This is a genomic window from Streptomyces sp. NPDC043876 (genome assembly GCF_056435825.1).
Window position 1 is genome coordinate 323455 of sequence record NZ_JBWKDV010000004.1, and the last position, 13425, is coordinate 336879.

General features: G+C 76.0%; 7 protein-coding genes. 5 read left to right on the plus strand and 2 right to left on the minus strand.

Annotation, left to right across the window (positions count from 1 at the left end):
* Positions 1–115 precede the first annotated feature (115 nt).
* The 3 genes from AC0693_RS15275 to AC0693_RS15285 all read left to right on the plus strand — a co-directional run bounded on the left by AC0693_RS15275 (position 116) and on the right by AC0693_RS15285 (position 7205).
* On the plus strand, positions 116–3421 hold the full coding sequence (locus AC0693_RS15275) for an FtsX-like permease family protein (RefSeq protein ID WP_478802055.1): 3306 nt from the start codon (positions 116–118) through the stop codon (positions 3419–3421).
* Positions 3418–6168 carry a hypothetical protein gene (locus tag AC0693_RS15280; protein ID WP_478802056.1) on the plus strand — a complete coding sequence of 917 codons (2751 nt, stop codon included), beginning with the start codon at positions 3418–3420 and terminating at the stop codon, positions 6166–6168. Before AC0693_RS15275 ends, AC0693_RS15280 begins: the two co-directional genes overlap by 4 nt.
* A gap of 134 nt (positions 6169–6302) precedes the next feature.
* The gene (locus AC0693_RS15285; RefSeq protein ID WP_469317307.1) at positions 6303–7205 is read left to right on the plus strand and encodes an ABC transporter ATP-binding protein; all 903 of its coding nucleotides are present in this window, start codon (positions 6303–6305) and stop codon (positions 7203–7205) included.
* A 51-nt stretch (positions 7206–7256) separates the two neighbouring features.
* On the opposite strand, the gene AC0693_RS15290 is transcribed toward AC0693_RS15285, so the two are convergent.
* On the minus strand, positions 7257–7673 hold the full coding sequence (locus tag AC0693_RS15290) for a hypothetical protein (protein ID WP_478802057.1): 417 nt from the start codon (positions 7671–7673) through the stop codon (positions 7257–7259).
* A gap of 130 nt (positions 7674–7803) precedes the next feature.
* Positions 7804–9315: an MFS transporter gene (locus tag AC0693_RS15295; RefSeq protein ID WP_478802058.1), complete on the minus strand. Its 1512-nt coding sequence runs from the start codon at positions 9313–9315 to the stop codon at positions 7804–7806.
* 140 nt (positions 9316–9455) lie between these two features.
* Here AC0693_RS15295 and AC0693_RS15300 point away from each other — a divergent pair, with 140 nt between their 5' ends.
* Positions 9456–10277: a helix-turn-helix transcriptional regulator gene (locus AC0693_RS15300; protein WP_469317308.1), complete on the plus strand. Its 822-nt coding sequence runs from the start codon at positions 9456–9458 to the stop codon at positions 10275–10277.
* A gap of 356 nt (positions 10278–10633) precedes the next feature.
* Complete coding sequence (locus AC0693_RS15305) at positions 10634–13363, plus strand: AfsR/SARP family transcriptional regulator (protein ID WP_478802059.1); 2730 nt, start codon at positions 10634–10636, stop codon at positions 13361–13363.
* Positions 13364–13425: the final 62 nt, after the last annotated feature.

The following is a 13425-nucleotide window of genomic DNA, read 5'->3' on the forward strand; positions in this document are numbered from 1 at the left end:
CCGCATTTGCTCATCCCTTTCCCCCGCACACAAGCCCCTTCCGCTGCACGTTCGAATCTGACAAGATCGCCCGCTATCCGGTACCTATGGTCCGGTAGTAGGAGGAATACCACGCATGCTCGGCTTCGTCATGCGTCGTCAGCGTGGGCGTGTACCCCTTGCTGCCGCCGTACTGTTCACCGTTCTGATCACTACGACCGTCCTCACCGCGCTCTTCGCCTTCACGCGGGGCGTGGGCGAGGCGGGACTGCGGCAGTCACTGCAGGGGCGGGACCACACCCGGTCCACCGTCCTGGTCACCGGCTACCACCCGGCGGCCGACCGGCCCAAGGACGACGCGGCCCTGCGGGGCTTCGGGCAGGGCCTGTTCGGTGCGCTGCCGTTCGCCGTCGACAGCGTGGCGCGCAGCCACGCCTACGGCCTGCCCCGAAGCGGCGCCGCGGCCGCGGAAGCGGACCTGACGCTGCTCGCCGCCTTCGACCGGGCCCGCACGGTGCTGGTCGCCGGGCAGTGGCCGCAGGCCGTCGGCAGCGGCGCCGTCGCCTCCCGCGTACCGGTGGCCGTGCCCGAGGCGGCCATGAACCGGCTGGGGCTGACGGCGGCGGGCCTGCCCGCCGAAGTGCGCCTGGACGACCGGTTCCAGGGGCCGCCGCTGACCGTGCTGGTCACCGGTGCCTACCGGCCCGCGGACCCCGCCGCGGCGTACTGGCGGCTCGACCCCGTCGCCGGCCGCGGGTTTCAGATCAGCACCTTCACCACGTACGGCCCGCTGCTCGTCGACGACTCCGCCTTCACCGTCGGCGGCGTGGCGCAGGACAGCCGCGTCACCCTCCTCACCCCCGACTTCGCGGGTGTCCACACCGCCGAGGCGGAAGCCGTCGGCGCGCGGAGCGCCGCGCTCACGGCGTCGCTCAAGACCTCCGCTGGACTCAACGCGAAGACCGAACTCCCGGAGCTGATGGCCGAGTTGCGCTCGGCGCGCACGGTCGCCCGGTCCACCCTGCTGATCGGCCAGCTCCAGCTCGTCACGCTCACCGCGGCGACCCTGCTGATCGTCGGGACCACCCTGATGAAGCATCAGGAGCCGGAGCGGAACCTGCTCCTGGCCCGCGGCGCCTCACGGCGCAGGCTGGGCCTGCTGACCGGGGTCGAGGCGCTGCTGCTGTCCTTGCCCGCCGTCCTCTTCGCGCCCCTGCTCGCCCCGCTGCTGCTGCGGTTCCTCGACGGCGACGGCGCCCGTGCGCGGGGAACCGCCGTGTCCGGCGCCTCCGGCGTGTGGTCGACCACGTGGTCCCTGTGGCCGGTGGCGGCCGTGTGCGCGCTGGGCTGTGTGCTGCTGAGCACGCTGCCCGCCGTGGTGCGGGGCGCCTCGGCCGTCGTGCAGCGGCACGGCGGCAAGCGGCAGGAACTGGTGGCGGGGGCCGCCCGTTCGGGCGCGGACCTCGCGCTGCTGGCGCTGGCCGCGATCGCCTACCAGCAGCTGGACCGCTACGAAGGAGCGGGCCCGGGGGGCGACGGCGGCTCGTCCGGCGTCGACCCGGTGCTCGTCGCCGCGCCGACCCTGGCGCTGTGCGCGGGGGCGGTGCTCGTGCTGCGCGTGCTGCCCTTCGCGGCGCGGCTGGGCGGGCGGCTGGCGGCGCGCGGTTCCGGGCTCGGTCCGGCCCTGGTCGGCTGGCAGCTGGCGCGCCGGCCCCAGCGGGCGACCGGTCCGGTGGTGCTGCTCGTCCTCGCCGTCTCCTCCGGCGTACTGGCCCTCGGGCAGTACACCGGATGGTCGGACTCCCAGCGCGACCAGGCCTCGTACCGCACCGCGGGGGGCCTGCGGATCACCGGCAGCCAGCTGGCCGCCTTCGGCCAGGGCGGCCGGTACGCGGCGCTGCCGGGCGGGGACCGGGCGCTGCCGGTGCTCCGTGGGCAGCAGGCGCTGCCGGGCGGGCGCACGGCCGAACTGCTCGCGGTGGACGCGGCGGCCCTGGCGGAGCGGGTTCCGCTGCGTGCGGACCTCCGCAACGGGAAGCCGATGGACGAGGTGTTCTCCCCCCTCACCCCGGCCGCCGGGGCCGGGGCGACGGCCGGCATGACGCTGCCCGGCCGGGCCCGGCGGATCGAACTCGACCTGACGCTGCGCTCCACGGGCGCGCCGACGGGAGACCCCAATCTGAGGCTGCTGCTGCGCGACCGGTACGGCATGACCTACCGGACCCCCGTCATCCGGATGCCCGCCACCGAGGGGCGGACCACCGTCCCGGTGGATCTGGACGCGCTGGCCGATGCTCCGGTCGGACGGGCCTCGGGACCGCTGACGCTGCTGTCGGTGGTGTTCTCGTACGGCGCCCCGAACGGCGACGTGGCGCCGCCCCAGTGGGGCGGCGAGCTGACGGTCCACCGTCTCGCGGCCGTCGAAACCGCGGGCGGCCCCGCCGTCCCCGTCGCGCTGCCGGGATCCGGCGGCAACGGCTCCGACGGCTGGACCCTCTCGGCCCCGCCGAAGGGAACCGAGGCCGCGCTGCTCAAGGAGGCCCCGAAGGGCTCTCCGGCCGGGCCCGCGCTGCTGCGGCTGGCCTACGCGGGCCCGCCCCGCAGGGAAGAGACGAGCCTCGTGCTCACCGCGGGACCGGCGGGGCCCGTCGCAGAACTTCCCGGGGTCGCCACCCGCGGGTACCTCGCCGCCGTCGGCGCCAAGGCCGGCGACGTGGTGCCCGTCCCCTTCGTGCAGTCCACCGTCCGGGTGCGGATCACCCGCGTCGTCGGCGCGCTGCCCGTCGTCGGTGACACCGCGCTCGCCGTCGACCTGCCCGCCTTCGGGCGGCTGTCGGCCGCGGACGGCGCCCGCGCGCTGCCCGCGGTGACCGAGTGGTGGCTGCCCGGTTCCTCCGCGGGGGATCCCCTGCCGGGGCGGGCGGCCGCCGCGCTGCGGACCGGGCCCGGCGCCGGGAGCCAGGACGTGCTGCTGCGCGAGGAGGTGGCCGGCGGGCTGCTCGACGATCCGCTGAGCACCGCCCCGCAGCGGGCGCTGGTGGTCCTGGCCGTGGCCTGCGCGCTGCTGGCCGCGATCGGTTTTGCCGCCTCCGCCGCCGCGGGCGCGCGGGAGCGGTCCCGGGAGTCCGCGGTGCTGCTGGCGCTCGGCGCGCCCCGGCGCACGCTGGCCCGTACGGCCACCGCCGAGGGCGTGATCCTGACCGGGCTCGGCAGCGCCGCCGGGGTGGGCATCGGCGTCGCCCTGGTCCACCTCGTGGTGCCGCTGATGGTGCGGACGCCCTCGGGCCACCGCCCGTTCCCCGCACTGCTGGTCGACCTCCCGGGCGGCTGGACGCTGCTGCTGACCGTCGCGATCGCCGTCGTACCCCTGCTCGCCGCCTCCCTCGGCGGCCGCCGCAACCGGAACACGGCCGCGCGACTGCGGCAAGTGGAGGAGTCATGATCCGCACGGCCCGTACGGCCTCCCGGGCCGCCCGTCCCGCGTCGTGGGTGCGCACGCGCCTGCGCGCCATGCCCTCGGCCGCCTTCCTGGCCGCCGTGCTCGCCTTCGCCGCCGTGTTCCTGAGCGCGGCCCTGCCCCGCGCGCTGGACCGGGGCGCGGACGAGGCCCTGCGCTCCTTCCTCGGCGACAAGGGGGTGGACCGGACGAGCGTGCAGGTGTCCGCCGACGCCGCGAAGGGGCCCCAGCTCCCGACGGACCTGGACCGGGTCCTGTCCCTGCTGGTGTCCCGGACCGGCGGCGACTTCGTCCTGGCCCCGGACGGCCCCGTGCACGGCACGCTGGGCAACGACCACCGCTCGCTGAGCACCCCGGGGCTCGCCCGGCCCGACGACGTGTCCCCGATGCTGAGCCTGGTGCACGTGCGCGAAGCCTCCGCGCACGTGAAGCTGGTGGCGGGCCGCTGGCCGACCGGTGCCACCACCGAGGGGCCCGTGCCGATCGTCCTCTCCAAGCGGGCGGCCGACGCCGTCAACGCCCCGCTGGGCACGGTGCTGCGCACCGAACCGGACGGGCTCAAGGCGCCCACCGCCGACCAGGCCGTGGTGGTCGGGCTCTACACCGCCAACGACGAGGCCGACCGGGTGTGGACCGGCCTGCCCTGCCTCACCCACGCCTGTACCGCCTTCACCCGCGAGCGCGAGCCGCGCTCGTACTGGCAGACGGGGGCCCTGGTCGGCGCCGACGACCTGCCCCGGGTCGCGACCTGGGGCAAGGGGGCCACCGACTTCTGGCGGCTGCCGATGGACACCGCCCGGCTGCGCGCGGACCGGCTGCCCGAGACCGGCGCGCGGCTCGCCTCGTACGTGTCCGGGCCCACCGCCGCCGAGCTCCTCGACGGTTCGGGACGCCCCGACCTGACGATCACCTCCACGCTGCCCGGCCTGCTGACGGAGGCGCGGGCCCGGCAGCAGGCCGCCGCCCCGGTCGGGGTGAGCGGTCCCGCCGGGGTGGCCGGGGTCGTCTTCGTCGTCCTGTGCCTGGCCGCCGCGCTCTCCGGGGAGCGGCGCGAATCGGAGCTGCGGCTGCTGCTGGCGCGCGGCGCCTCGCGCGGCGGGCTCGCCCGGAGGCTGCTGGCGGAGGGCGCGGTCCTGGTCCTGCCGGCCGCGCTGCTGGCCTCGGCACTGGCCTTCTTCCTGCTGCCGACGCCCCGCCTGCTGCCCTCGCTGATCGCGGCCCTGGTCACGACCCTGCTGGCCTGGCTGGCGTTCCCGGTGCGGGCGCTGGTCCTGCTGGCGCCGCCGCGACCGCGCAACCGGTGGCGGCGGCCGGTGGCGGAGCTGCTGGTGCTCCTGGTGACCGGCGCCGCCCTGCTGGAGGTGCGCGGGCGCGGGATCGCCCAGGCGGGCGCGGACGTCGATCCGCTGCTGATCGCCGCGCCGTTGCTGCTCGCGCTGTGCGGGGGGCTGCTGCTGGCCCGGATCCTGCCGCTGCTGGTCGCGCTGCCCGCCCGGATGGCGGCGCGGGGGAACGGGGTCATCGGCTTCCTGGGGCTGGCGCGCGCCGCGCGGGGCAACGGGGGCCGCGGCCGCACGCCGGTGCTGCCGCTGGTCGCGCTGCTGCTGGCGGTCACCACGAGCGGCTTCTGGACCACCGTGCTGAACGCCGCGGAGGCCGCCCGGGTGGCCGCGAACCGGGTGAGCATCGCGGCTGACGCGCAGGTCGCCGCGCCGGTGGGGCAGACCCTGTCGCCCGAGCTGGTCAAGGCGCTGGGAGCGCTCGACGGCGTACGGTCCTCCGTCAGCCTGTGGACCGAGGACGACGCGTTCCTGGACGCTCCGGCGCAGCGGTTCACCACCCAGGTCAGCGTGGTCGTGGTCGAGCCGAAGGCCTACGCGGAACTGTCCCGGTCGGTCCGGATCGGGCCGTTCGACCCGGCGCTGCTGGGCGGTGGCGGTACGGGTACGCCCGAGGCGCCGCTGCCGGTGCTGTTCAGCAGCGGGCTGGCCGAGCTGGCGCCCGGCGGGACCTTCCGGCTGCGGTTCGGCGACGGCTCCCTCCAGGTCGCCTCGCGGGGCGTGGTCGACGGCACGCCGGTCCGGCCGGGCGCCGCCGGGGCGACGGTGATCGTGCCCGCGGGGGCGGCCACCGCCGCACTGCCGGAGACCCGGCAGCCCAACCGCTGGTACGGGATCGGCCGTCCCGCCGAGGACCGGCTGCGCGTGCTGGTCCGCTCCCTCGTACCGGCGGCCTCCGCCGCCGAGTACCGGGTGCGGACCAGCGCCGGGGTGGGAGACGAACTGCGGCCCGACCCGCTCCAGGAGGCCGCGGTCCGGCTGTTCCGGGCCTCGGTCGTCGGGGCGGCGGGCTTCGCGCTGCTGGCCGTGCTGCTGTCGCTCGTCAGGGCCGCCCCCGAGCGGGCCGCGCTGCTGGCACGGATGCGCACCATGGGGCTGCGGCCCCGGCAGGGCGTGCTGCTGATGCTGGCCGAATCGCTGCCGCAGGCGCTGGCGGCGGCGCTCGGCGGGGCCCTGACCGCTACGGCGGCGGTGCTCCTGCTGGGACCGGCCGTGGACCTGTCCGCGCTGGTCGGCGCGCCCGTGGCGGGTGGGCTGCGGTTCGGCGCGCGGCCCGTCCTGGTCCAGGCGCTGGGTCTGGCCGCCCTGGTGGCGGTGGCCGTACTGGCGGAGGCGGCGGTATCGGGACGACGCCAGATCACCACCGAGTTGAGAGCGGGAGACCAGCGATGAGCGGCGAGCGGACAAGCGGGCCGGCGGGCCGGGGGGCGGTGGCCCAGGCGGCGGACGGCCGGGGACCGGACGGCCGGGAGGGGTCGGCCGACGGGCCCAGCTACGAGGAACTGCGGCGGCGCGCGGCGGCCGCCATGGCGCCCCCGCCGCCCGAGGCGGGGACGGCCATCGTGTGCGACCGCCTGGTGCGGGTGTTCAGCGGGGACGGGATCGAGGTACAGGCGCTCCAGGGGCTGGAGCTGACCGTGGCGCAGGGGGACCTGGTCGCCCTCGTCGGGGCCTCCGGCAGCGGCAAGTCGACGCTGCTGAACATCCTGGCGGGCCAGGACCGGCCCACCGCGGGCACGGCCCGGGTGGCGGGGTACGACCTGCTGGAGATGACCTCGCGGGACCGGCTGCGCTACCGGCGCGAGGCGGTCGGCTTCGTCTGGCAGCAGACCGCGCGCAACCTGCTGCCGTTCCTGACGACCACCCAGAACATCGCGCTGCCCCTCCAGTTGACGGGCGGCGGCGGGCGGGGGGCGGCCAAGCGGCACGCGGCCCGGACGGCGGAGCTGATCGACGCCCTGGACCTGGGGCCGCTCGCGGGCCGCCGCCCGGCCGAACTCTCCGGCGGGCAGCAGCAGCGGGTGGCCGTCGCGGTGGCGATGGCGGGCGCCCCGAAGGTCCTGCTGGCCGACGAACCGACCGGGGAGCTGGACTCGGAGACCGGCGCGGCGGTCTTCGAGGCCTTCCGGACGGTCAACCGGGAGCTGGGCGCCACGGTGGTCGTCGTCACCCACGACCCGATGGTCGCCGGCGAGGTGCGGCGCACCGTGGCCATCCGCGACGGCCGCACCAGCAGCGAGGTGCTGCGCCGCACCGTCACCGACGAGCACGGCGCGGAATCGGTCAGCGAGCGCGAGTACGTGATGCTGGACCGCAGCGGCCGGGTCCAACTGCCGCGCACCTTCCTGGAAGCGCTCGGGATGGAACACCGGGTCGCCGTCGACCTGGCCCCCGACCACATCGAGATCCGGCCGGATTCCGCGGGGTAGTGCCGGGACCGCGCGGAGCCCCGGGGCCGTGCGCCCCGGGGCGGCCTCCGGTCAGCGGGCCGCCCGGCCGCCGGGACCGCGCGGCTCCTCACCGGCCGCGAGGCGGCCGATCTCCTCTGCGGCCGCGCGGGCCTCCGCCCGCCGCTCCATCCGGTCCAGCTGCTCCCGGTACACCGCGAGCGAGTCGATCAGCAGACCGACCCGGCCGGGCTCCCGCGCGTACGACTCCCGTGCGCCGGAGACCGATTCGGCGAGCAGAGCCAGGTGGACCGCGGGCCGGTGCGAGAACTCCCGCCGCCCGTACTTCCGCAGCGCCACCACCAGCAGCGGCAGGTAGGCGAGCGGGCTCACCGCGGCGAGCACCCGGTAGGCGGCGACCCGCTCCGCGAGCGGTGGTTTCGCCGAGCCGAGGAGGGCCACTCTGGCTCGAAGGACCGCGTCGTGACTGATGTGCGCCGAGTTCGTCATGACGGTGATTCTCAGAGCCGGACAGGGGCTCGAACAAGGGTGATCCGCTGTGCCCTTGGTCCTACGAAAACGGCCTCTGACCTGTCATGATGGATACGTATTCACCCTTGGGCCCAGGACTGACGCACCATCAGGCGGTGTCGGCGGTGCGCCGGGCGCGCAGGCCGAGGCCGATCAGGAGTCCCGCCGCGAGCAGGATCGCCGCGTCGATCGCCAGGACCGTGCGGACCCCGTCGAAGAGCGCGCCCCCCGTGGTCGCCAGCACGCCGAGCAGCGGGATGCCGATGGTGAGCCCGACCTGCTGGGTCGTGGTCACCAGGCCGGTGGCGAGGCCCTGTTCGCCGTCCGGCACGCCGCTCGTCACGGTGACGCCGTACGAGATGATCGCGCCGAGGTGGAACATGCTGGCCACCGACACGGCCACCGTGGCCAGGAGGGCGCCGGAGCCGGATCCGACGGCGAGCAGGAGCGCGGTGAACACGCCCTGGCCCAGCAGCGAGCCGACCAGGGTGCGCCGGGCGCCGATCCGGCCGATCACCCGGGAGGCGTACGTACCGGCGAGGGCCGACATCACTCCCTGGACGCCGAAGACCAGCCCCGTCCGGAAGGACGACAGGTGCAGCGTCTCCTGGAGGTAGAGGGTCAGCACGAAGACGACGGTCGACATCATCGAGAAGGTCACCAGGCCGCCGATGTTGCCCCAGGCGACCGTGGACCGCCGCAGCATCGGCAGCGAGACCAGCGGGGCCGGGGACCTCGTTTCCACCACGACGAAGGCGGCGAGCAGCGCGACCGCGACGGTCAGCGTGCCCCACACCTCCACACCGCCGAAGCCCTGCTGGGCGGCGGTCGACAGGGAGTAGATCAGCGCGAGCAGGCCACCGGTGACGGTCACGGCGCCCGGTACGTCCAGCCGCGGGCGTTCGGGGGTGCGCGACTCGGGCAGCAGCCCGGGGGCGAGGACCAGCACGATCAGCGCGGCGGCGGTGAGCAGCCCCATCGTGGAGCGCCAGCCGAGCGTGTCCGTCATGACGCCGCCGAGCACCATGCCCACGGTGAAGCCGAGGGAGAGCAGGGTGCCGGAGATGCCGAGCGCCTTGTCGCGCAGCGGGCCCTCGGGGAACGTCGTGGTCAGCAGGGACATCCCGGTGGGCACGATGACGGCCGCTCCGAGGCCCTGGAGGGCGCGGCCGGCCAGGAAGGACGCCGGGTCCCAGGCGAAGGTGGCGAGGGTGGAGGCGACGGCGAAGAGGGCGAGGCCCGTCACGAACAGCCGCTTGCGGCCGTACAGGTCGGCGATCCGCCCGAAGAGGAGCAGGAAGCCGCCGGAGGGCAGGGCGAAGGCGGTGACGGCCCACTGGAGCGCGGACCGGCCGAGGCCCAGGTCCTTGCCGAGCACGGGCAGGGCGACGTTCAGTACCGAGAAGTCCAGCGCCACCATGAACTGGGCGGCGCACAGGACGAAGAGGACCAGTGCGGCGCGTCCGGTGAGCCGGTCGCCGCCGGGCCGCGCACTCCTGCCCGGGTCCGGGGGCGTCGCAGCGGGGGGCGTCGTGGCCGGGGACGGGGTCCGGCCGGCCGGTACCGCGGTGTCGGGGACTCGCTCCGGGCGGGCGGAGGAGATGGGTGTGTCGGTCGTCATGGCCCCACCCTCGCCGTCCCGCGCGGCCCGTGGAGAGTGGGAACTTATGCTGGTGGTGGCACCACCAGGCAGTCAGTAGGGGGATATCCGTGGCCACACCGATCGACCAGCACCGGCGTTCCGAGCTGCGCGAATTCCTGATGAGCAGACGGGCGAGGATCACCCCTCGCGAGGCGGGCCTGCCGGACGGCGGCGCCCGCCGCCGCACGCCGGGCCTGCGCCGGGAAGAGGTCGCCGTGCTCGCCGGGGTGGGGGTGTCCTGGTACCAGTGGCTGGAGCAGGGCCGCGACATCACGGTGTCCCCGCAGGTCCTCGACGCGGTGGGCCGGGTCCTGAAGCTGACCAGCGCCGAGCAGCGGCACCTGTACGTCCTGGCGGGGCTCAACCCGCCGGCGCCCAAGGTCGCGCCCTCCGCGCGCACCATGTGTGACGGACTCAAGCGGCTGATCGACGCGTGGATGCCCTTTCCCGCGCACATCATGGACGTCTACTGGAACACCGTGATGTACAACGATGCGGCGGCGATGGTGCTCGGCATGCGGCCCGAAATCGTGCAGAACTGCCTGATCGCCTTCTTCACCGACCCCCTCTACCAGGCACGCAGCACGCACTGGGAGGAGATCGCGGCCAGCGTGGTGGCGCAGTTCCGGGCCGCGTGCTCGGAGTCGCCCGACGACGACGGGTTCCGTGCGGTCGTCGAGGAGGCCAAGGAGCGCAGCCCGCTCTTCGCGTCCCTGTGGGAGCGCCGGGACATCGAGCCGGGCGGTCAGATGCAGAAGGAGTTCGAGCACCCCGCGGTGGGGACCCTGTTCGTCGAGTCCACGCAGCTGCGCGTGCCGGCCCGCCCGGATCTGGCGATCATCCTGCACACTCCCCTGCCGGGCACGGACACCGCCGAGAAGCTGGAGTGGCTGGCCTCGCCGGAGGGCCGCCGCGGGTCCATGTACCCGCTCGCGGGATGAGGCGCTACGCCGGCGCCGGTGCCCCGGGGCGCGTCCTGGGGAACGGACCGGGGGCCGGGCGGGCCGCCGGGCACCGCCCGGCATGCGCGTCGGGCGCCATGGCTCCCATCCCCTGCATGGGAGCCGTGGCGGCCCGACGCGGAACACCCGGCTGCCAGGAGACTCCCACCGCCCGCCAACGTCGTCCTAACGCACCGCTAACGCGGCGCGGGACGCGCGGCAGATAGCAGACAGCAGGCCGGCCGGTGGCGGGGAGCCGATTGGCCGGGTACTCACTCATGTCCCGAAATGGTCCGACGTATGCTCGGCCCGGGGCTCACAACGCTGAACAGGGTGGCGATTCAATGGAGTTCCGCGTGCTGGGGCCCGTGGCCGTGGTGACGGAGCACGGGGAGCCGCTCCCCCTCGGCCCGGCCAAACGCCGCAGTCTGCTGGCCGTGCTGGTGCGCTGCGCCAACGCGGCCGTCGCCGTCGACCGGCTGACCGAGGCGCTGTGGCACGAGGAACCGCCGCGGCACTCCCGCACCGTGGTGCAGGGCCACGTCTCCCAGCTGCGGTCCCTGCTGGCCGCGCACGGAGCGGCCGGGTACGGCGTCGAACTCCGCACGCACGGGGCGGCGTACCTGCTGCGGGTGCCCGAAACACTGGTGGACTCGCACCGCTTCGAGGAGCTGCTCCGGCTCGCGCGGGCCGCGGACGCGCCGCGCGAGGCCGTGCCGCTGCTCCGGGAGGCGCTGGCGCTGTGGCAGGGGCCCGCGCTCTCCGGGACGGTGCACAGCCCGCTGCTGGAACACGCCGCGAACGCCCTGGAGGAGCTGCGGCTCACTGCGGTGGAGGAGCTGGCCGCGGCGCACGCGCTCCTCGGGGAGCACGCCACGGCGGCGGCCGTCCTGGGCGCCGAGGCCGTCGCGCACCCGTTGCGGGAGCCGCTGATCGCCGCGCTGATGCGGGCCCTGGGGGCGGCGGGGCGGCAGGCGGACGCGCTGGACTGGTTCCACCGCACCCGACGGTTGCTCGCCGATCAGCTTGGGGTCGACCCCGGAGCAGTGCTCACCGACGCGTACACCGCTCTGCTGCGCGCCGATCCCCCGCCGCCCGCCGCGGTCGCGGTCCCGGCCACCGCCACCGTGACCACGGCTGCCACCGTGACCGCGGCCGCCCCCGATGCGCACCCCGTACCGGTACCAGTACCCACCACGACCGCGGCGGCGGGGGCCGTCCCGTGCCCCCAGCTCCTGCCCCGCCGCCCCCGCGCCTTCACCGGGCGCGAGAGCGAGCTGGCGGCGCTCGACCGGGCCGCGGCGGCCGCCCCCGGCGCCGTCGCCCTCATCACGGGCAGCGCCGGAGTCGGAAAGACCGCGCTGGCCCTGCACTGGGCGCACCAGCGGGGCGCGGACTTCCCCGACGGCCGGCTCTTCGTCGACCTGCACGGCTACAGCACCCTCCCGACCCGCGGGGCGAGCACCGTGCTCCGCGAGTTCCTGCTCGCCCTCGGCCTGCCCGCCGAGCAGATGCCCGACTCCCCCGAGGCCCTGGGCGCCCGTTACCGCGAACTGACCGCCGCCCGGCGGATGCTGATCGTCCTGGACAACGCACACGCGTCCGGGCAGATCCGTCCGCTGCTGCCCGGCGGGGAGCGCTGCGTCACCGTCGTCACGAGCCGGGACCGGCTCGGCGGCCTCGTGGCCTCGGACGCGGCGCGTCCGGTCCCGCTCACCGCGCTGCGCACCGCGCAGTCCACCGCGCTCCTCGCGGCCGTCCTGGGCCGGGACGCCGTCGCCGCCGAGCCCGAGGCCGCGGCGCGGCTCGCCGCGCTCTGCGACGGCCTGCCGCTGGCCCTGCGGGTGGCGGCGGCCCGGCTCGCCACCCGCCCGCACCAGGGCCTGGCCGCCTTCGCGCGGGAACTCTCCGACGAGCACCGCAGGCTGGAGCTGCTCAACGTCGAGGACACCGGGGTCGGCGCGGCCCTCGGCCTGACCGTGCGGCAGCTGCCCGAACCGGCCCGGCGGATGTTCCGGCGGCTCGGCCCGCACACCGGCGCCACCCTCGACACCTGTACGGCCGCCGTGCTCGCCGACTGTCCGCCCGCTGAGGCCGCCGTGGCGCTGGACCAGCTGGCCGCCGCCCAGCTGGTCGTCGAGGCGGGTCCGCGGGGGTACGTCCTGCACGACCTGGTCCGCCTCTACGCCCGCAGTCTGTCACCCGGACACGACGCCGAGGGGCTGCTGCGCCTCCTCGACCACTGGCTGCACACGCTCCTCGCCGCGAGCGCCGCCGCGGAGCCCGGCAGCGAGCCGTGCTGTCCGCTGCCCGCCGACGCGCGGCCCGCCGGCGTGATCCGGGCGTTCGCGGACCGTACGAGCGCGCTCGCCTGGTACTCCGCCGAGCGGGACACCCTGCGCGGGGCGGTCGACGCCGCCGCCGCGGCGGGCCTGCACGACCGCGCCTGGCGCCTGGTCCTCCTGCAGTGGCCGCTGATCGTGTGGCAGGTCCGCGACGGCTGGCTGCCGCTCCTCGAACAGGGCCTGGCCTGCGCCGAACGCGACGGCGACCCCGCCGCACAGTCGCGCGCCCGGTCCCTGCTGGGCTGGGTACTGGCCGAGGAGGGCAGGTCCGAGGAGGCCCTGGGCCACCTCGAACGCGCCCCCGGCCTCGCGGCGCGGGCCGGTGACCGGGCCGGGGAGGCCGTCGCCCGGATCAACCTCGCCGTCGCGCTCACCCGGCGCGGTACCCCGGAGCGGGCCCGGGAGCTGCTCGTGCGGGGTCTGGCCCTGGCCGAGGAGGCCGGGCGGACCGAGACGGTCACCCTGGCCCACCAGCACCTCACCCAGCACCTCATCGCCGCGGGCGAGCCCGACGAGGCCGCCCGGCACGCGGCCCGGGGCCTGGCCCTGGCCGCACCGCCGCTCTCCGCTCCGCGGCGCGTGGTGCTGCGCACCCTGTACGGGGAGGCGCTGGCCGCGACGGGCCGTACGGCGGAGGCGCTGCGCCAGCTGGACGACGCGATCAGCGAGGCGCGGGCGCACGCCTACGAGGAGGGCGAGATCGCGGCGCGCGCGGTGCTGGCGGGGCTGGTCCGGGGCTGAGGCGGGTCGTCGGTCTCCCGCCGGGGTCACCCGGCTGCCCCGTCCGGCGCGCGCATCGCACC

Excerpts from the sequence above, each read along its gene's own strand:
- AC0693_RS15275 (WP_478802055.1), top strand. The coding sequence starts at position 116 with ATGCTCGGCTTCGTCATGCGTCGTCAGCGTGGGCGTGTACCCCTTGCT.
- AC0693_RS15285 (WP_469317307.1), top strand. The coding sequence starts at position 6,303 with ATGGCGCCCCCGCCGCCCGAGGCGGGGACGGCCATCGTGTGCGACCGC.
- AC0693_RS15300 (WP_469317308.1), top strand. The coding sequence starts at position 9,456 with ATGAGCAGACGGGCGAGGATCACCCCTCGCGAGGCGGGCCTGCCGGAC.
- AC0693_RS15295 (WP_478802058.1), bottom strand. The coding sequence starts at position 9,315 with ATGACGACCGACACACCCATCTCCTCCGCCCGCCCGGAGCGAGTCCCC.
- AC0693_RS15280 (WP_478802056.1), top strand. The coding sequence starts at position 3,418 with ATGATCCGCACGGCCCGTACGGCCTCCCGGGCCGCCCGTCCCGCGTCG.
- AC0693_RS15290 (WP_478802057.1), bottom strand. The coding sequence starts at position 7,673 with ATGACGAACTCGGCGCACATCAGTCACGACGCGGTCCTTCGAGCCAGA.